The organism is Chelativorans alearensis (assembly GCF_010993735.1).
Taxonomy (GTDB): Bacteria; Pseudomonadota; Alphaproteobacteria; order Rhizobiales; family Rhizobiaceae; genus Chelativorans; species Chelativorans alearense.
Genome location: NZ_WQNI01000002.1, coordinates 396,711 through 413,572, shown reverse-complemented (window position 1 = coordinate 413,572; position 16,862 = coordinate 396,711). Strand labels below are relative to the sequence as shown.

General features: G+C 64.9%; 20 protein-coding genes and 1 riboswitch. Of the genes, 9 read left to right on the top strand and 11 right to left on the bottom strand.

What is annotated here, in order from left to right; all coding sequences use genetic code 11:
- The first annotated feature begins 52 nt into the window (after positions 1 to 52).
- Both groES and groL read left to right on the top strand, forming a co-directional pair.
- On the top strand, positions 53 to 367 hold the full coding sequence (groES, locus tag GPJ75_RS04855) for a co-chaperone GroES (protein ID WP_163265669.1): 315 nt from the start codon (positions 53 to 55) through the stop codon (positions 365 to 367).
- A 45-nt stretch (positions 368 to 412) separates the two neighbouring features.
- A complete protein-coding gene (groL, locus tag GPJ75_RS04850) occupies positions 413 to 2,041 on the top strand; it encodes a chaperonin GroEL (RefSeq protein WP_163265667.1) in 1,629 nt (542 codons plus the stop codon).
- 162 nt (positions 2,042 to 2,203) lie between these two features.
- On the opposite strand, the gene GPJ75_RS04845 is transcribed toward groL, so the two are convergent.
- The 4 genes from GPJ75_RS04845 to GPJ75_RS04830 all read right to left on the bottom strand — a co-directional run bounded on the left by GPJ75_RS04845 (position 2,204) and on the right by GPJ75_RS04830 (position 4,500).
- Complete coding sequence (locus tag GPJ75_RS04845; RefSeq protein WP_163265665.1) at positions 2,204 to 2,782, bottom strand: TMEM175 family protein; 579 nt, start codon at positions 2,780 to 2,782, stop codon at positions 2,204 to 2,206.
- Between the two features lie 94 nt (positions 2,783 to 2,876).
- A complete protein-coding gene (locus GPJ75_RS04840; protein ID WP_163265663.1) occupies positions 2,877 to 3,242 on the bottom strand; it encodes a response regulator in 366 nt (121 codons plus the stop codon).
- A 59-nt stretch (positions 3,243 to 3,301) separates the two neighbouring features.
- Complete coding sequence (gene hpt / locus GPJ75_RS04835) at positions 3,302 to 3,844, bottom strand: hypoxanthine phosphoribosyltransferase (RefSeq protein WP_163265661.1); 543 nt, start codon at positions 3,842 to 3,844, stop codon at positions 3,302 to 3,304.
- Between the two features lie 8 nt (positions 3,845 to 3,852).
- Complete coding sequence (locus tag GPJ75_RS04830) at positions 3,853 to 4,500, bottom strand: hypothetical protein (protein WP_163265659.1); 648 nt, start codon at positions 4,498 to 4,500, stop codon at positions 3,853 to 3,855.
- 179 nt (positions 4,501 to 4,679) lie between these two features.
- Here GPJ75_RS04830 and ftsE point away from each other — a divergent pair, with 179 nt between their 5' ends.
- The 4 genes from ftsE (at position 4,680) to GPJ75_RS04810 (ending at position 8,017) form a co-directional block, all read left to right on the top strand.
- Entirely contained in the window at positions 4,680 to 5,339 is a 660-nt protein-coding gene (gene ftsE, locus GPJ75_RS04825; RefSeq protein ID WP_163265657.1) for a cell division ATP-binding protein FtsE, read from the top strand.
- Entirely contained in the window at positions 5,332 to 6,330 is a 999-nt protein-coding gene (locus GPJ75_RS04820; protein ID WP_163265655.1) for a cell division protein FtsX, read from the top strand. The genes ftsE and GPJ75_RS04820 overlap by 8 nt, the downstream gene beginning before the upstream one ends.
- A 76-nt stretch (positions 6,331 to 6,406) precedes the next feature.
- A complete protein-coding gene (locus tag GPJ75_RS04815; protein WP_163265653.1) occupies positions 6,407 to 7,108 on the top strand; it encodes a YdcF family protein in 702 nt (233 codons plus the stop codon).
- A gap of 102 nt (positions 7,109 to 7,210) precedes the next feature.
- Entirely contained in the window at positions 7,211 to 8,017 is an 807-nt protein-coding gene (locus tag GPJ75_RS04810) for a lysophospholipid acyltransferase family protein (protein ID WP_163265651.1), read from the top strand.
- Positions 8,018 to 8,028: 11 nt separating this feature from the next.
- Here GPJ75_RS04810 and GPJ75_RS04805 read toward each other — a convergent pair whose 3' ends face one another.
- Positions 8,029 to 8,547 (bottom strand): gamma-glutamylcyclotransferase, encoded by a 519-nt coding sequence (locus GPJ75_RS04805; protein ID WP_163265649.1) that lies wholly within the window; start codon positions 8,545 to 8,547, stop codon positions 8,029 to 8,031.
- Positions 8,548 to 8,611: 64 nt separating this feature from the next.
- On the opposite strand from GPJ75_RS04805, the gene GPJ75_RS04800 reads away from it, so the two are divergent.
- The gene (locus GPJ75_RS04800; protein WP_163265647.1) at positions 8,612 to 9,595 is read left to right on the top strand and encodes a DUF2125 domain-containing protein; all 984 of its coding nucleotides are present in this window, start codon (positions 8,612 to 8,614) and stop codon (positions 9,593 to 9,595) included.
- 39 nt (positions 9,596 to 9,634) lie between these two features.
- Here GPJ75_RS04800 and GPJ75_RS04795 read toward each other — a convergent pair whose 3' ends face one another.
- On the bottom strand, positions 9,635 to 10,585 hold the full coding sequence (locus tag GPJ75_RS04795; protein WP_163265645.1) for a prephenate/arogenate dehydrogenase family protein: 951 nt from the start codon (positions 10,583 to 10,585) through the stop codon (positions 9,635 to 9,637).
- Between the two features lie 4 nt (positions 10,586 to 10,589).
- On the bottom strand, positions 10,590 to 11,690 hold the full coding sequence (gene hisC / locus GPJ75_RS04790) for a histidinol-phosphate transaminase (protein ID WP_163265643.1): 1,101 nt from the start codon (positions 11,688 to 11,690) through the stop codon (positions 10,590 to 10,592).
- 78 nt (positions 11,691 to 11,768) lie between these two features.
- A riboswitch (SAM riboswitch) is annotated at positions 11,769 to 11,846 on the top strand.
- Between the two features lie 53 nt (positions 11,847 to 11,899).
- Here hisC and metA point away from each other — a divergent pair.
- Entirely contained in the window at positions 11,900 to 12,838 is a 939-nt protein-coding gene (gene metA, locus GPJ75_RS04785; protein WP_163265641.1) for a homoserine O-acetyltransferase MetA, read from the top strand.
- 79 nt (positions 12,839 to 12,917) lie between these two features.
- On the opposite strand, the gene GPJ75_RS04780 is transcribed toward metA, so the two are convergent.
- Positions 12,918 to 13,676, bottom strand: a complete 759-nt coding sequence (locus tag GPJ75_RS04780) for a class I SAM-dependent methyltransferase (protein WP_163265872.1) — start codon at positions 13,674 to 13,676, stop codon at positions 12,918 to 12,920.
- A 100-nt stretch (positions 13,677 to 13,776) separates the two neighbouring features.
- On the opposite strand from GPJ75_RS04780, the gene gloB reads away from it, so the two are divergent.
- Positions 13,777 to 14,544 (top strand): hydroxyacylglutathione hydrolase, encoded by a 768-nt coding sequence (gene gloB, locus GPJ75_RS04775; protein ID WP_163265639.1) that lies wholly within the window; start codon positions 13,777 to 13,779, stop codon positions 14,542 to 14,544.
- Between the two features lie 38 nt (positions 14,545 to 14,582).
- Here the strand turns inward: gloB and phoB are convergent, their stop codons facing one another.
- The 3 genes from phoB to pstB are packed head-to-tail and all read right to left on the bottom strand — an operon-like array spanning position 14,583 to position 16,852.
- Positions 14,583 to 15,272 (bottom strand): phosphate regulon transcriptional regulator PhoB, encoded by a 690-nt coding sequence (phoB, locus tag GPJ75_RS04770; protein ID WP_163265637.1) that lies wholly within the window; start codon positions 15,270 to 15,272, stop codon positions 14,583 to 14,585.
- 20 nt (positions 15,273 to 15,292) lie between these two features.
- Complete coding sequence (gene phoU, locus GPJ75_RS04765; protein ID WP_163265635.1) at positions 15,293 to 15,997, bottom strand: phosphate signaling complex protein PhoU; 705 nt, start codon at positions 15,995 to 15,997, stop codon at positions 15,293 to 15,295.
- A gap of 39 nt (positions 15,998 to 16,036) precedes the next feature.
- Positions 16,037 to 16,852 (bottom strand): phosphate ABC transporter ATP-binding protein PstB, encoded by an 816-nt coding sequence (gene pstB / locus GPJ75_RS04760; protein WP_163265633.1) that lies wholly within the window; start codon positions 16,850 to 16,852, stop codon positions 16,037 to 16,039.
- Between the last annotated feature and the right edge of the window lie 10 nt (positions 16,853 to 16,862).

The following is a 16,862-nucleotide window of genomic DNA, read 5'->3' as shown; positions in this document are numbered from 1 at the left end:
CCGGGGAGGCCGGCGCGGGAGGTGCTTCACTCATTGTCTTTAGGAGGAAGACATGAAGTTCCGTCCCTTGCATGACCGCTTGGTCGTCCGCCGCATAGAAGCGGAGGAGAAAACGGCGGGAGGGGTCATCATTCCCGATACCGCGAAGGAAAAGCCGCAGGAAGGCGAGGTGCTGGCCGTCGGGCCCGGTGCGCGCGCCGACAACGGCGAGCTCGTGCCGCTGGAGGTGAAGGTCGGCGACCGCATTCTCTTCGGCAAGTGGTCGGGCACGGAAATTCGCCTCAAGGGCGAAGACCTTCTCATCATGAAGGAGAGCGACGTGCTCGGCATCATAGAGGCCGCGGCCTCGACAAAAAGGGCCGCCTGAGCGCGCCCGTACGGTCGTTGATGCTGCCCATCGAGGAGTATTGAAATGGCTGCCAAAGATGTAAGATTCCACGCTGACGCGCGCGAGCGCATGCTCAAAGGCGTCGATATCCTCGCCAATGCGGTGAAGGTGACGCTCGGGCCCAAGGGCCGCAACGTCGTTCTCGACAAGTCGTTCGGCGCGCCGCGCATCACCAAGGACGGCGTAACCGTCGCCAAGGAAATCGAGCTCGAGGACAAGTTCGAGAACATGGGCGCGCAGATGGTGCGCGAGATCGCGTCCAAGACCAGCGACACGGCCGGCGACGGCACCACCACCGCCACCGTTCTTGCCCAGTCGATCGTGCAGGAGGGCGCCAAGGCGGTTGCCGCCGGCATGAACCCGATGGACCTGAAACGCGGTGTCGATCGGGCCGTCGCCGCGGTGGTGGAAGAATTGAAGAGGAACGCCCGTCAGGTCACCCGCAACGACGAGATCGCCCAGGTGGGCACCATCTCGGCCAATGGCGACCGGGAGATCGGCAGCTTCCTTGCCCAGGCGATGGAGAAGGTGGGCAACGAGGGCGTGATCACGGTCGAGGAGGCCAAGACCGCCGAGACGGAGCTCGAAGTGGTCGAGGGCATGCAGTTCGACCGCGGCTATCTCTCCCCCTACTTCATCACCGACCAGGACAAGATGCGCGTCGAGCTCGAAGAGCCTTACGTGCTGATCCACGAGAAGAAGCTGTCGAACCTGCAGGCCATGCTGCCGGTGCTCGAAAGCGTCGTGCAGTCGTCCAAGCCCCTGCTCATCATCGCCGAGGACGTGGAGGGCGAAGCGCTGGCCACCCTCGTCGTCAACAAGCTGCGCGGCGGCCTGAAGGTTGCCGCCGTCAAGGCGCCGGGCTTCGGCGACCGCCGCAAGGCGATGCTGCAGGACATCGCCATCCTCACCGGCGGCACCGCCATCTCGGAGGACCTCGGCATCAAGCTGGAGAACGTGACGCTGGAGATGCTGGGCCGGGCCAAGAGGGTGCTGGTGGAGAAGGAAAACACCACCATCGTCGACGGCGCCGGCTCGAAGGCCGAGATCGAGGGCCGCATCAACCAGATCAAGGCGCAGATCGAGGAGACCACCTCCGACTACGACCGCGAGAAGCTGCAGGAGCGGCTGGCGAAGCTTGCCGGCGGCGTCGCCGTCATCCGCGTCGGCGGCTCGACCGAAGTGGAGGTGAAGGAGCGCAAGGACCGCGTCGACGACGCCATGCATGCCACCCGTGCGGCGGTGGAGGAAGGCCTTCTGCCCGGCGGCGGCGTGGCGCTCTTACGCGCCGTCAAGGCCCTGGACGGCCTCACGGTTGAGAACCACGACCAGCAGGTGGGCGTCAACATCGTGCGCCGCGCCATCGAGGCGCCGGTTCGTCAGATCGCCGAGAATTCGGGAGCCGAAGGCTCCATCATCGTCGGCCGGCTGCGCGAGAAGGACGACTTCGGCTATGGCTGGAACGCGCAGACCGGCGACTATGGCGACCTCTACGCCATGGGCATCGTCGACCCGCTGAAGGTGGTGCGCACGGCACTGCAGGACGCGGCCTCGGTTGCCGGCCTCCTGATTACCACCGAGGCGATGGTGGCCGAGCGGCCGAAGAAGGAAGCCGCGCCGCCCGCGCACGCCGGTGCCGGTATGGACTTCTGAAAACGTCCGATCGGCGACACGAAAAAGGCGCGGCCGGCCTCCGGCCGCGCTTCGCTTTTTTCAGATCATTTCACCGTTTCACGGAAACGATGAAATGATCTAACCTTTTGATTTTACGCTATTCCGGACGGAAAACCGGTTCCCACTTTTCCTGGAATTGCTCTAGCGCTCCATCGGGACGCGTTCGAAGCGGCGGTCGGGGATGAACCACATCACGGCAACGGCGACGTAAAAGGCCAAGGCGAGCCACTCGGTGACGAAGGCAAGCGGAATGGCGGCGGCATAGATGACGACCGAGACCTTGCCTTTGAAATCGCTGCCGATCGCCTTGGCGAAGGCCGTGTCGCCCCCATGCAGGCGCAGGAGAGTGTGCACCAGGATGAAATAGGCGACGGCCGCCATGATGAGCACGCCACCGTACAGGGCGACAGGCAGCGGCGCGAAATGATTCTCTCCCATCCAGCCGGTCGCGAACGGCATGAGCGACAGCCAGAACAGGAGGTGCAGATTGGCCCACAGCACCGGGCCGTCGACACGCTTGACGGCATGGAACATGTGATGATGGTTGTTCCAATAGATGCCGACATGGGCGAAGGACAGGATATAGGACAGGAAGACCGGCCACAGCGGGAGGACGGCTGCCCAGTCGGCGCCATGGGGCACCTTCATCTCCAGCACCATGATTGTGATGACGATGGCCAGAACCCCGTCGGAAAAAGCCTCGACCCGTCCCCTTGTCATTTCAGCTCTCCATGCGGCCGGCATTCCTTTCCGGATTTCGATTGGTAGCGGCGTGGCTACAGCGCCGCGATGGTATTTTTCGGGAAAGCCGTTTCTACGCAGCCAGCGCCTCGCCCACGCGGTTGCGGATCTCGGCCAGCGTAAAGGGCTTGTTGACCACGCCTTTCACGGTGCCCTCCAGCTCGGCAGCACGCTCGCGCTGGTCGGCGAACCCAGTCATCAGGAGGAGGCGAAGGCTGGGAAAGGCGCTCGCCGCGGCGCGCGCCATCTCTATGCCGTCCATCGCCGGCATGCGGATGTCGGACAGCACCAGGTCGAACCCGCCTGCCGCCGCCTCTATCTTTTGAAGCCCTTCCACCCCGTCTTCCGCCGTCTCGACCGAATGGCCGGCAGCGGTGAGCGCCCGGGCGGTGAAGGAGCGGACGGAGAGGTCGTCCTCAACGATCAGCAGTCTAGCCATGCCGCGATTGTCGCCATCAATCCTTAACAGTTCGCTGAACGACTACCGACCGAAAAGGTTCACGCGTCGCCTTTCACCACGCCGACGAAAGGAAGCTCGCGGAAGGCATGCGCAACGTCCATCCCGTAGCCGACGACGAAATAGTCGGGGCATTCGAAACCCACGAAATCGGCATCCAGGCTCGCCTGGCGGCGCGAGTGCTTGTCGAGCAGGACAGCGATGGAAACGGACTTGGCGCCGCGCGACAGCATCAGGTCGCGCGTGTATTTGAGCGTCTTGCCGGACTCCAGGATGTCGTCGATCAGGAGGATATCGCGGCCCTTCACATCGTTGTCGATGTCGCGCAGGACCTTGATCTCGCCGCTCGTGGTGCCCGCCCCGTAGCTGGAGATCATGATGAACTCGACCTCAGGCGAGATACCCGCATCGTGCATGGCGCGGATGAGATCGGCGGCGAAGATGAAGGAGCCTTTCAGCACGGAAACGACCAGCAGGTCATGATAGTCGCGCGAGGCGACCTCCTTGGCGAGCTCCAGGTTGCGCCGCGCGATCGCCGAGGCGGAGAAAAGAACTTCGATTTCCTTACCGCGTACAACAGGCATTGTTGGCGCTACTCCCTGAACGTCACCGAGACCGACTTCACGCCATCCTTAGGAGCGGCAAGCCGGCTGGAGAAGGCGAAGCGTTCGCCGGCCGCCAGATGCTTGCCGCTTGTCCCCAGGAAATAGTGGGTCGTGCGGCCCGCCATGTCCAGCACGTTGATGGACAGGTCGGGCAGGCGTTCGGTCTCGCCGCCTTTATTGACCGCCTCCCCGTCGATCAGCAAAAGGGCTCTTCCGCCGGAGCGCTCCATGCGGCTTTCCAACCCGGCGATGCGCAAGGCGGAGGCGGAGCCTTGCGCCCACGCCGGCGACACACGGTCGAGCGCAGCATGGCCACCGGAGACCCAGAAAGCGCCGGCCACGGCGAGAAGGCCGAATGCCCAAAAGGCCGGATTGCCGAGCGAAAGGCCTCGTTCCGAAGTGTGGCTTGCGCCACCGCGCAGCATGTCGAGGCCCGAAGGAGGCGCTGTTGCCGCCGTCGCCGCGCCAGCAGCCTGCAGCATCCTTCCTTGCGGAGCCAGCGTCTCGTATTCGGCCTCGAGGATATCGATAAACGGGCTGGAGACGGCATCAGGCGGCCCGAAGCCTGCGGCAGCGGGCTCCCCCTCGACGATGATTTCGCCCGAAACGGGCGCTCGACTTCGTTTTTCGGGCATTCGGGGCAGAACCGTTCTTTCGTCGCCGGCCGTTCTTGGCTAAATCAAAATGGTTAATGCTTCGCCATTTTTGCGGTTTTCGTGGTCATGTTAACCATCGGTTTACCATGCGCCTCGAAGGTCGGGTTCGCACCGGCGGAGGCTTGTCCGCTCCACGCCCAGCACGCAGGTCGCCCCACGTGATTCGTTTCGAGAATGTAGGCCTCAGATACGGGATGGGTCCGGAGGTGCTCCGCGACGTCTCCTTCCATCTGCCCGAGCGTTCGTTCCAGTTCCTGAGCGGGCCGTCGGGAACAGGCAAGACGACGCTTCTGCGCCTCCTCTTCATGTCGCTCAAGCCGACACGCGGCCTCATCACCATCTTCGGCAAGGACCGCTCGCGCGTGACGCGGCAGGAGCTGCCGCTCCTGCGCCGGCGCATCGGCGTGGTCTTCCAGGATTTCCGGCTGCTCGACCACATGACGACCTATGAGAACGTCGCGCTGCCGCTGCGCGTGCGCGGGCGCGAGGAAGCGAGCTATCGCGGCGACGTGGTCGAGCTTCTGAAATGGGTCGGATTGGGCGACCGCATGCACGTGCTGCCGCCGGTGCTTTCGGGCGGCGAAAAGCAGCGCGCCGCCATTGCCCGCGCCCTCATCGAGCAGCCGCGCATCCTGCTTGCCGACGAGCCGACGGGCAACGTGGACCCGCAGCTTGCCCGCAGGCTACTGCGCCTTTTGATCGAGCTCAACCGGATGGGAACCGCCGTCGTCATCGCCACACACGACATCGGCCTGATGGAACAGGTGGAGGCGCGGCGCATGGTGCTTTCGGGCGGAAGGCTGGATATCTATGACTAAGGCCAAAGCCGCGAAGGCGCTGCATCCCGCCGTCAAGCTGAAGGACAAGGTCAGCGCCGGCGTTCGCCAGCAGGCCGCCAGGACCCTGGCGCGCAAGCAGACGCCCATCGTGCCGCCCGACAACATCGCCGCGCGCGCGATGATCCTCGTCGTTGCCATCATGACCTTCCTTTCGTGCCTGACGCTGGGTGCGGTGACCCTGGTGCGCGACACCGCCGCCACATGGCAGACGCAGATCGCGCGCGAGGCGACGATCCAGATCAAGCCGGCGGACGGGCTGGATATGGAAGCCGCGCTTGCCGACGCGCGCGACATCGCCGCCGGCCATCGCGGCGTGCGCGGCGCCAATATCGTCAGCCGGGAGGCGACGACGCGCCTGCTCGAGCCGTGGCTGGGGCCGGGGCTCGACATCGACGAACTGCCGGTGCCCAGGCTCGTCATCGTCACCATCGATCCTGTGGAGCGGCCGGACTTTGCGGCCATGCGCGCCGAGTTGGCGGAGGCCGTGCCGAACGCCGCGCTCGACGATCACCGCACATGGGTGGACCGGCTGGTGGCCATGGCGCGCACCACGGTGACAATCGGCATGGCCGTCCTGGCGCTCATGCTTTCGGCGACGGCGCTGACGGTGATCTTCGCCACGCGCGGCGCCATGGCGGGCAACGGCCACGTCATCGAGGTCATGCATTTCGTGGGAGCGGAGGCGCCGTTCATCGCGCGGGAGTTCCGCCGGCACTTCCTTCTGGCCGGATCGCGCGGCGCGGCCGCCGGGGGGGCGGCCGCCATCATCGTCTTCGTACTGTTTTCCTGGTGGTCCTCGCGCAACGTCGCCACGCCGGAGGGCGACCAGACGGCGGCGCTGTTCGGCAATTTCGCCATCGGTACGTCCGGTTATCTCGGCGTAGCGCTGGTCGTGATACTGATCGCGGTGCTGACGGCGGCGACCTCGCATGTCACCGTCATGGCTCATCTGAAGCGGATCGAGACGTGAGCGCGGCTTGAATCTTTTTATTTCTGGTGCCCGGCGAGGACTATCCCTCGCCGCATTTGGACATTAACCATGCGATATGAGCGAGATTGCGGGCATGTCGGCCAGGGCTGATTCGCAGCGTCGCCGTGGGCGGTTGCTGCTGCGCGCGGGCATGGCAGCCCTTGCCGCCTGTGCGTTTGCCTTCGTGCTCGGCTTTGCCCTCTTCCTCGATCATGTGGCGAACCTTAAGGCGCCACCCGAGTTGCGGACGGCGGACGGCATCGTCGTCCTCACCGGCGGCCAGTCGCGCATCGATACCGGGCTCCACCTCCTGAAGGCGGGCAAGGGCAAGCGCCTGCTCATCAGCGGCGTCAATCCCGTGGCCCGGCGCGACGATCTCCGGCTTGCCACAGGCGGCGACAGCAACCTTTTCAACTGCTGCATCGATATCGATCGGGTCGCGCTGAATACCATCGGCAATGCCGAGGAAAGCGCCAAATGGGCGAGCGCCAACACCTATGGCAGCATCATCGTCGTGACCAACAACTACCACATGCCGCGCAGCCTCCTGGAGATGCGCCGCATTCTGCCGGAGGCCGATCTGCAGCCCTATCCGGTGGTCAACACCCCGCTTTCCGGCAACGCCTGGCTCGCCAATCCCGACGCTTTGCGCGTTCTCGTCATCGAATACGCCAAATACGTGGCCGCGCTGACGCGCGGTCTCGTGCCAACCCCGCACCCCGCATCCTCCCTGGACGACGAGCGCGTTCAGGACATGCGCACCATTGTGCGGAAATAGACGGTCTTTTTTCATTCTCCCCTTTGCAGGCTTTGCCAATCGGCGCGCTTGGGGTAACCAACGGCCAACGGGTGCTATGCGCCTTCGGTCTGGAATCCACGTATGCTCATCGTCCGCTCCCTGGCGTTCAACGTCGCATTCTATCTGAACCTGATCGTCCAGATGATTGTCTGGACGCCGCTCTATTTCCTGCTGCCGCGCAAGAAGGCCTGGTTCGTGCCCAAGGTGTGGGCTGCCTCCAGCCTGTGGCTGCACAAGGTGCTGGCCGGCGCGCATGCGGAGTTCCTGGGCCTGGAGAACCTGCCCGACGGCCCGTGCATCGTCGCGCCCAAGCACCAGTCGTTCTGGGACACCATCGCCTTCCTGCCCTACATCCCCGATGCGCTCTACATCCTGAAGAGGGAATTGATGTGGATCCCGCTGTTCGGCTGGTACGTGGCCAAGATGCGCATGATCCCGATCGACCGCGGCAGCCGCTCGAAGGCGCTCAGACAGGCCGTCAAGATCGCTCGCGAGCGCCTCAAGGACAACCGCCAGCTCATCATCTATCCCGAAGGCACGCGACGGGCACCGGGCGCGGAGCCCGACTACAAATACGGCATCGTCGAGCTTTACAAGCAGCTCAATGTGCCTGTGGTGCCGGTCGCGCATGTGGCGGGCCTCCACTGGCCGCGGCGCAAATTCCTGCGCTACCCCGGCACCATCCGCGCCCGTTTCCTGCCGGCCATCGAACCCGGCCTCTCGCGCGAGGCCTTTCAGGAGCGCCTGATCCGCGAGACCGAGGCGGCGTGTGACGCGCTTCTGGTGGAGGCGGCTGGGGGCCCCACCCCCCCGCCCCTGCCGGAGACGGCACGACGAAGGCTTGCGGAGCTCGGCGTGAAGACCGAAGGCGCATTGACGAAGGACTGAGACCGAGGGAGCTATCGCGTGATCTGCGCGGCCACCGTTTCCAGCCAGTGGTCGCGGATGCCGAGCGCCTTCAGATGCTCGACGGTGTTGATCACGTATTCCTCGTTGCGGCCGGACTGGCCGACGGCGCCGTAGACCCTCTGCGCGGCGTGCTCGGCGTCGAGGCGGCCGGCATATTGCGGGTGGGCGCGATCGACGACGTAGGTGAGCGCCTTGACCACAGGCCCATCGTGAAGCCGCACGGGCAGGTGGCGTTCCAGATAGACGTTCGTCACCAGTTCACGCTCGCGCAGATAGGCGATCACCTCGCCGGACAGTTCGCCCGGCACACGGAAGACCATGCCGAGGCAGGAGCCCCCGCGGTCGAGCCCGAGCACGAGGCCTGGCCGGTCCGGCGTACCGCGATGCACATGCGAATGCACGCACAGCGCCCGGCGATAACCGAAGAGCCGCGCTTTCCTGGTTTCAACATGGGCAAAACCGGGCCGCCATATCAGCGACCCGTAGCCAAACACCCAAAAATCGTCCATTTCCACCTGATGTCTGCTTCGCCCATGGGGGGCCGGTGACACTCCGGGTAGCGGGAGGATGGCAATGGCGTCAAGGACGGGAACGGAATCACGCTTTGGCCGCCGCATGATTTTACTGGCGGCAGCCATCGCGATCGCCGTTTTCGCCTATACGGCCGCGTGGTTCTATCTGGCGCACATGCTCGAGCAACGGACGGCGGCGACCCTCGCGGCGTTCAATGGCAACGGTGTGCGTGCCTTCTGCGAGGAGCCCGAGGCAAGGGGCTATCCCTTCCGCATCGGCCTGTTCTGCCGCAGCGTGTACTACGAGAACGGCAGAGGCGGGATCTCCGTGCGCGCCGGCGCCTTGCGTTCCGCCGCGCAGGTCTATCAGCCTTTCCGCATCGTCGGCGAACTGGACGGGCCGGCGACGATCAGGCTGCCTTTCGCCGCGGCGCTGGAGGCGCGCTGGGAGAACCTGCGCGCCAGCACCCGCCTCGCCCGCCCTTTGCCCGAGCGCCTTTCCGCCGAAGGCAGGCAGATGGTGCTTTCCTACGAGGAAGGCGCCGATGCGCCGCTCGCCACGGCCGAGGCCGTGCAGTTCCATGCGCGGCCGCTGGGGGAGGATCTGGAAGCGGCGGCGAGCTTCAGCGCGCTTGCGCTCGACGAACAGCTGACACCCGGCTTGCCCCCGCTTGACGGCAGGATGCGCATGACCCTCAACGACGGCCTGTCCCTGCTTGCCGATTCTTCACCGGATTTGCGAGGGCAGTCGGGCACGATCCAGGAGCTGACGGTGGGTATCGCCGGCGAGAAGGCCGGCTTTGCGCTTTCGGGGCCGGTGGCGATCGGCTCGAACGGCCTGATCGACGCCGATCTTGCGGTCCGCGTGGACGATCCCGCCGCGGTGGGGCGGTTTCTTGCCGAGATCTTTCCCGATGCGCGCGACGAGATCACCACCGCGGCCGCCGCCTTCAGCGGCCTCGGCGACGCGCCGCTTCAACTCCGCATCACACGCGGCCGCGTCTTCGCGGGCTTCATCCCGCTCGGCAGAATTCCGCCGCTCTAGCATTACAGTTGCAAATTGAGGGCGCGGCGGTCGGTAAACCTACGCGCTCTCGGATTCCGGTTTCGGCGGGTGGGCGAGCACGTGGCGGCCGAAGTCCGGTACGTCGATCTCCTGGCCGGCTTCGATGATTGAGCGGCGGATGTCGCGGGTGCGGGTAAAAAGGTCGAACAGCTTGTCGCCGTCGCCCCAGCGGATGGCGCGCTGCAGGGCCGAGAGGTCCTCCGAAAACCGCGCCAGCATCTCCAGGATGGCATCGCGGTTGTGCAGGCACACATCGCGCCACATGGTGGGGTCGGAGGCGGCGAGACGGGTAAAGTCGCGGAAGCCGGAGGCTGAATACTTGATGACCTCGGATTTCGTCACCGTCTCCAGGTCGTCCGCAGTGCCGACGATGTTGTAGGCGATGATGTGCGGCAGGTGGGAGACGATGGCCAGCACCATGTCGTGGTGCTCCGGGTCCATCGTGTCAACGCGCGAGCCGCAGGCTTCCCAGAAGCGGGTGAGGTTCGCTTGCGCCTCTGCATCGGTGCCGGGCAGCGGCGTGAGGATGCACCAGCGCTCCTCGAAAAGCTCTGCGAAACCCGCATCGGGGCCCGAATGCTCCGTGCCCGCGATGGGGTGGCCGGGGATGAAGTGGACGTTCTCCGGGATAAAGGACGTCATCTCACGGATGACCGAGGTCTTCGTCGAGCCGGCGTCGGTGACGATGGCGCCGGGCTTCAAGCCCCCGGCGATCTCTGCGGCCACGGTGCCCGAGGCACCCACGGGCACGGAGACGATCACCAGGTCGGCGTCGCGGACCGCTTCGGCGGCATCCAGGAAGTAATCGTCACCAAGGCCGAGCTCGCGGGCGCGGGCGAGCGTTTCGGCGCGGCGGGTGGCGATGCTGAGCCGGCCCGCCAGCCCTTCGCGGCGGATGACGCGGGCGAGCGAGGAGCCGATGAGGCCGATGCCGACGAGGGCGATTTTTTGAAAGAGAGGCTCAGGCACAGTCTTAACCGTTCAGGAATTCGGTGAGCGCCGAAACGACACCGCGATTGGCTTCTTCCGGCCCTACCGTCATGCGCAGGGCATTGGGGAAGCCATAGGCGGTCACGCGGCGCAGGACGAAGCCGCGGGCGGTGAGGAAGGCATCCGCCTCCGCCGCCGTCTTGCTGCCGTTTTCGGCAAAGTGGACGAGCAGGAAATTGCCGACGCTGGGCGTCACTCTGAGGCCAAGCCCGGTCAATTCCTCCGTCAGCCAAGTGCGCCACGTCTCGTTGTGGGCGATGGCTTGCTCCACATGCGCCTTGTCGCGGATGGCGGCCGCACCCGCCTCGATGGCAAGCGCATTGACGTTGAACGGCCCGCGCACGCGGTTCACCGCGTCGATCACATGCGCCGGCGCGTACATCCAGCCGATGCGCAGGCCCGCCAGACCGTGGATCTTGGAGAACGTGCGCGTCATGACGACGTTGTCGGACGAGGACACCAGCTCGATACCGGCCTCGTAATCGTTGCGGCGCACATATTCCGCGTAAGCCGCATCGAGCACCAGGAGCACATGCTTCGGCAAGCCGGCGCGCAGTCGGCGCACCTCGTCCACGGGCAGATACGTGCCGGTGGGGTTGTTGGGATTGGCAAGGTAGACGATCTTCGTGCGCTCCGTCACGGCCGCCAGAAGAGCGTCGACGTCGGCGCGCTCATCCGTCTCCTTCGCCGCCACCGGCGTGGCGCCCGCGGCGAGGATCTGGATACGGTAGACGAGAAAGCCGTGCTCGGAGAAGAGGCCCTCGTCGCCGGGTTTCAGGTAGGTCTGGGCGAGCAGGCCCAGAAGCTCGTCCGAACCGTTGGCACACAGGATATTCGCCGGATTGAGACCGTGCGCCTCGGCGATCGCCTCGCGCAGCTTTGCCGCGGAGCCGTCGGGATAGAGCTCCACGTGGCGGCTTGCCGCCCGAATAGCCTCGAGCGCGGCCGGCGAAGGGCCAAGCGGCGTCTCGTTGGAGGAGAGCTTCCAAACCTTTGCCACGCCCGGTGCGTCTTCGCGGCCGGGAACGTAAGGGGCGATATCCAGGATGCCGGGTTTGGGCTGCGGACGGTCGAGCGGGCTCATCGGATGGTTCCAAATAATCGAAGCCGCCTGCTTTAGTCCATTAACCGCATTGACGCAAAGGGTTGTCCGGCTTAAAAGGCGCCATTCCGTGGTGATTTGGCCGGTCGGCTTGCAGCCACGTAAAACAAGTCGCTAAAAGGCCGAGGATGCAAATTCCGCTGAGACCGGCCGCGATTTCGCCGCCGGTCTTTTTATTTGGAGCCTGCGCCATGCCGATAAAGATTCCCGACCAGCTTCCCGCCCGTGACGTGCTCGCACGCGAGGGTGTGTCCGTGATGGGCGAAGAGACGGCGCTGCGTCAGGACATCCGTCCGCTGCAGATCGGGCTCCTGAACCTCATGCCCAACAAGATCCGCACGGAGACCCAGCTCGCCCGGCTGATCGGCGCGTCGCCCCTTCAGGTGGAGCTGACGCTGGTGCGCATCGGCAACCACAAGGCCAAGAACACGCCGGAGGACCACCTCATTGCCTTCTACCAGACGTGGGAAGAGGTGGCGGATCGCAAATTCGACGGCTTCATCGTCACCGGCGCGCCGGTGGAGCTTCTGGCCTTCGAGGAAGTCACGTACTGGGATGAACTGACGCGCATCTTCGATTGGACGACGACCCACGTCCATTCCCCTTTCTTCATCTGCTGGGGGGCGATGGCCGCTGCCTGGCACTTCCACCGCATTCCCAAGCACACATTGGAGAAGAAGGCCTTCGGCGTCTTCCGCCACCGCAACAACGCACCCGCCTCGCCCTATCTTGCCGGCTTCTCGGACGACTTCGCGATTCCCGTCTCGCGATGGACGGAAGTTCGCGGCACCGACATTCCCGCCGGTTCAGGCCTGGAGGTGCTTATGGAATCGGACGAAACCGGCCCTTGCATGGTGGCAGAAAAGACCGGCAACCGGCTCTATATGTTCAACCATATCGAATACGACTCCACCTCTCTCAAGGAGGAGTATGACCGCGACGTAGCCGCCGGCGTGCCGATCGAGGTGCCGCACGAATATTTCCCCAAGGACGATCCGGCCCGCCCGCCGCTCAACCGCTGGCGCTCGCATGCCCACCTGCTCTTTGGCAACTGGATCAATCAGGTCTACCAGACCACACCCTACGAGATGGAGAAGATCGGCGAGAACGCGCAACCCGTCATGTCGTGAACTGTGCGGGTACCTTGCTGATCGGGCGGCGTTCCTGCCGAGAAGGCGTCTTCCAAGCCGCCGTATCCACCTCTTTTCCTCAATGGTCGCGCATTGCAGCGCCCGAGCCGAAACCTGCCACGCCCTGCGGGGTCAGCACCGGCACCAGCGCGCGGCGCGAGCGGCGCGTCATGGCCGGCAGGCCCTGGTAGAGGCGCTTTTCCGCCTCCACCACCAGGACGCCGGCAAAGAGCGGCCAGAAGCGCTGGCCGGCGCGCTCCAGCCAGCCGTGCAGACGCATGACCCACCGCCGGCGGGCCGGCGGGAAGTGCAGCGTATCGGCCCAGGCACCGGGCGTGAAATTGGCTCCGCGCAGCGCCTCCACGAGCTGGGCACGCGAATAGGGCCGGCCCGTGCCGAAGGGTGTATGCTCGAAACGGGCCCACAGGCCGCGCCGGTTGGGCACGACGATGACGAGACGGCCGCCCGGCGCCAGAACGCGCCATATCTCCATGAGCGTCTGTTCCGGATTTTCCGCGTGCTCCAGTGCGTGAACGAGAAGTATGCGATCCACCGAAGAATCAGACAGCGGCAGCTCTTCCTCGAAGACGAGCGCGGTGGCCGACGGCTTGCCTGGCGGCCAACGCACGGCGCCCTGGCGCGCCGGCATGAAAGCGAAGACGCGTTCGGCGTCGGAGCCGAAGCGGTCGAGCCAGGGCACCGTGTAGCCGAGGCCGACGAGCCGCTCCTCCGGCAACTTGGTCCAGATCGAGGAAAGCGCCATGGCAATGGAGCGCTCCGCCAGCCGCCCGAGCAGGCTGGCGTAGAAAGCTCTGAGATCGACGATGTCCGCATTCATGGAAAAGACGGTAAGCATCGCCGATGGCGACCGCAAGGTGCCTTGTCGCGGGTGACAAACCACCTTCGCCGCCCTATCGTTCGGTTCACGGAGGCCTCTCATGACACTCGAAATCGAACAGTTCATGTGCCGCAGCGACAACTTCGGCATCCTCGCCCGCGATAGCGAGACCGGCGAGACAGCGCTGATCGACGCGCCGGAGGAGCGGCCGATCCTCGAAGCGGTCGAGCGCACGGGCTGGACGCCCACTATGATCCTGACCACCCATCACCACGGCGACCACGTGGCCGCCAACCTGGCGCTGAAGGAGCGCTTCAAGCTCGCCATCGTCGGGCCGGCGGCGGAGGCCGACAAGATTCCCGGCATCGACCGGCGGGTGAAGGAGGGCGACACGGTGCGCGTCGGCCGGCAGGAGGCGCAGGTGATCGAGACGCCGGGACATACCGCCGGCCACATCTCCTATCACTTCGCCGACGCGGGCATCGCCTTTACCGCCGACACGCTGTTCGCGCTCGGTTGCGGGCGGCTGTTCGAGGCCAAGCCGCCGGTGATGCTGAGCTCGCTGAAGAAGCTTGCGGCGCTACCGCTCGAAACGGTGATCTATTGCGGGCACGAATACACGAAGGCCAACGCGCGCTTCGCGCTGACGGTCGATCCCACGAACTCGGCGCTGAAGGAGCGGGCCAAGCGCATCGAGGCACTGAGGAGCGAAGGCAAGCCGACGCTGCCGACCACATTGGCCGATGAAATGGCGACCAACCCCTTCCTGCGCTGGCACGACCCGGTGATCCGCCGCAATCTCGGCATGGAAGAGGCTTCGGATGAGGCGGTGTTCGCGGAAATCCGCAAGCGCAAGGACCTCTTTTAAACGCGGTCAGACCGGGGATAGACCGGCATCACCGAATCTTACGATTCCCTGATTGCGTATCCCGCGCCGCGTATCGTGCGGATGACGTCGGGCATGCGGCCCTGGTTCACCGCCTTGCGCAGGCGGCCGACATGCACATCGACGGTGCGCTCGTCGATATAGATCGTCTCGCCCCACACATTGTCGAGAAGCTGGCTGCGCGAGAAGACGCGGCCAGGGTGCTGCATCATGAATTCGAGGAGGCGGAATTCCGTCGGCCCGAGGCGGATTTCGTTCTTGCGGCGGTAGACGCGGTGCGCCTCGCGGTCGAGCACGATGTCGCCCACCTTGAGCACCGTCGACAGCACCTCCGGCTTGGCACGGCGCAGCAGCGCCCGCACCCGGGCGACGAACTCGGGCGTCGAGAACGGTTTGACGAGATAGTCGTCCGCGCCGGTGGAAAGCCCGCGTACGCGGTCGCCCTCCTCGCCGCGCGCTGTCAGCATGATGATGGGCAGACGCTCCGTTTCGGCCCGCATCCTGAGCCGCCGGCACAATTCGATGCCGGAGATGGCCGGCACCATCCAGTCGAGCACGAGGAGATCGGGCACGTTCTCCTGCAGCCGCATCTCCGCCTCGTCGCCGCGGTTGACCACCTCGACCTGGTAGCCCTCGGCCTCGAGGTTGTAACGCAGCAGCACGCAAAGCGGCTCGTCGTCCTCCACCACCATGATTTTTGGAGCGATCATGCGCACGCCCTCTGTCCCGCCTACGATTCGGCCGTCATCTGCGTCTCGTCCAGCTTTGGCCGCTGCACGGGAAGCTGTTCGCCGGTGAGGATATAGTACGCATTCTCGGCGATGTTGGTCACGTGATCGCCCACCCGTTCCAGGTTCTTGGCGCAGAACAGGAGATGCGTGCAGGCGGTGATGTTGCGCGGGTCTTCCATCATGTAGGTGAGGAGCTCGCGGAACACCGATGTGTAGTGGATGTCGATCTTCTCATCCTCGTCGCGTAGCGACATAAGCTCGGGCGCCTTGCGCGCCACATAGCGGTCGACCACCGCGTTGACCTGGGCGAGCACCATCGAGGCCATGGTGTCGATCGAGTGCGACAGCTTGCGCGGCGTTGCACTCTGGCCGACCGCGCCGACGCGCTTGGCGATGTTCTTAGCCAGGTCGCCGATGCGCTCGAGGTCGGAGGCCATGCGGATGGCGCCGACGACGGCACGCAGGTCCTGCGCCATCGGCTGGCGTTTGGCGATCAGCGTGATGGCCCGTTCATCGAGCTCGGTCTGCTTGGCGTCCATGATGGTGTCGTCGGAGACGACGCGCTGCGCCAGCGCGTTGTCGGAGGTGAGCAGCGCCCGGGTCGCCGCCTGGGTCATGGAGCCGGCCAATTCGCCCATGTCGCGCAACAGCCGGTCGATATGCTCGAGTTCCTCGTCAAAGGAGGCGACGATGTGCTCGGCCATGGAAACTGCTCCTTCTGATGCCGCGGCGCGGACGATCGATCAGCCGAACCGGCCGGTGATGTAGTCCTGGGTGCGCTTTTCTTCCGGGTTGGTGAACATCTTGTCCGTCGGCCCCTCTTCCACAAGGTTGCCGAGGTGGAACATGGCCGTGCGCTGCGACACGCGGGCGGCCTGCTGCATGGAGTGGGTAACGATGACGATGGTGTAGTTCTCGCGCAATTCGTCGATCAGTTCCTCGATCTTGGCTGTGGCGATCGGATCGAGCGCCGAGCACGGCTCGTCCATGAGGATCACCTCGGGCGACACCGCGATGGCGCGGGCGATGCACAAGCGCTGCTGCTGGCCGCCCGAAAGCCCGGTGCCCGGCGCGTGCAGCCGGTCCTTCACCTCGTTCCACAGACCCGCCTTCTGCAGGCTGGTCTCGACGATGCCGTCGAGATCGCTCTTGGCGCTGGCAAGGCCGTGGATGCGCGGACCGTAGGCGACATTCTCGAAGATCGATTTCGGGAACGGGTTGGGCTTCTGGAACACCATGCCGACGCGAGCGCGAAGTTCCACGACGTCGATCCTCGGATCGTAGATATTCTCATCGTCGAGCGTGATCTTGCCGCCGACCCGGCAGATGTCGATCGTGTCGTTCATGCGGTTGAGGCAGCGAAGAAACGTCGACTTGCCGCAGCCGGATGGCCCGATCAGCGCAATAACCTGCTTCTCCGGTACATCCAGATTGACGTCGAACAGCGCTTGCGTATCACCGTAATGGACGGTGACGTTCTCGCCCCGCATCTTGATGGCAGGCTGTTCGTCCATGGTATCGAGTTTCCGTTCGACAGCTGCTTCGGTCAACATATTCATGTCCCCTTGC

Bases quoted from the DNA above. Each gene is read 5' to 3' on its own strand.
- groES (WP_163265669.1), top strand. From the start codon at position 53: ATGAAGTTCCGTCCCTTGCATGACCGCTTGGTCGTCCGCCGCATAGAA.
- groL (WP_163265667.1), top strand. From the start codon at position 413: ATGGCTGCCAAAGATGTAAGATTCCACGCTGACGCGCGCGAGCGCATG.
- GPJ75_RS04845 (WP_163265665.1), bottom strand. From the start codon at position 2,782: ATGACAAGGGGACGGGTCGAGGCTTTTTCCGACGGGGTTCTGGCCATC.
- GPJ75_RS04840 (WP_163265663.1), bottom strand. From the start codon at position 3,242: ATGGCTAGACTGCTGATCGTTGAGGACGACCTCTCCGTCCGCTCCTTC.
- hpt (WP_163265661.1), bottom strand. From the start codon at position 3,844: ATGCCTGTTGTACGCGGTAAGGAAATCGAAGTTCTTTTCTCCGCCTCG.
- GPJ75_RS04830 (WP_163265659.1), bottom strand. From the start codon at position 4,500: ATGCCCGAAAAACGAAGTCGAGCGCCCGTTTCGGGCGAAATCATCGTC.
- GPJ75_RS04820 (WP_163265655.1), top strand. From the start codon at position 5,332: ATGACTAAGGCCAAAGCCGCGAAGGCGCTGCATCCCGCCGTCAAGCTG.
- GPJ75_RS04815 (WP_163265653.1), top strand. From the start codon at position 6,407: ATGAGCGAGATTGCGGGCATGTCGGCCAGGGCTGATTCGCAGCGTCGC.
- GPJ75_RS04810 (WP_163265651.1), top strand. From the start codon at position 7,211: ATGCTCATCGTCCGCTCCCTGGCGTTCAACGTCGCATTCTATCTGAAC.
- GPJ75_RS04805 (WP_163265649.1), bottom strand. From the start codon at position 8,547: ATGGACGATTTTTGGGTGTTTGGCTACGGGTCGCTGATATGGCGGCCC.
- GPJ75_RS04800 (WP_163265647.1), top strand. From the start codon at position 8,612: ATGGCGTCAAGGACGGGAACGGAATCACGCTTTGGCCGCCGCATGATT.
- hisC (WP_163265643.1), bottom strand. From the start codon at position 11,690: ATGAGCCCGCTCGACCGTCCGCAGCCCAAACCCGGCATCCTGGATATC.
- metA (WP_163265641.1), top strand. From the start codon at position 11,900: ATGCCGATAAAGATTCCCGACCAGCTTCCCGCCCGTGACGTGCTCGCA.
- GPJ75_RS04780 (WP_163265872.1), bottom strand. From the start codon at position 13,676: ATGAATGCGGACATCGTCGATCTCAGAGCTTTCTACGCCAGCCTGCTC.
- gloB (WP_163265639.1), top strand. From the start codon at position 13,777: ATGACACTCGAAATCGAACAGTTCATGTGCCGCAGCGACAACTTCGGC.
- phoB (WP_163265637.1), bottom strand. From the start codon at position 15,272: ATGATCGCTCCAAAAATCATGGTGGTGGAGGACGACGAGCCGCTTTGC.
- phoU (WP_163265635.1), bottom strand. From the start codon at position 15,997: ATGGCCGAGCACATCGTCGCCTCCTTTGACGAGGAACTCGAGCATATC.
- pstB (WP_163265633.1), bottom strand. From the start codon at position 16,852: ATGAATATGTTGACCGAAGCAGCTGTCGAACGGAAACTCGATACCATG.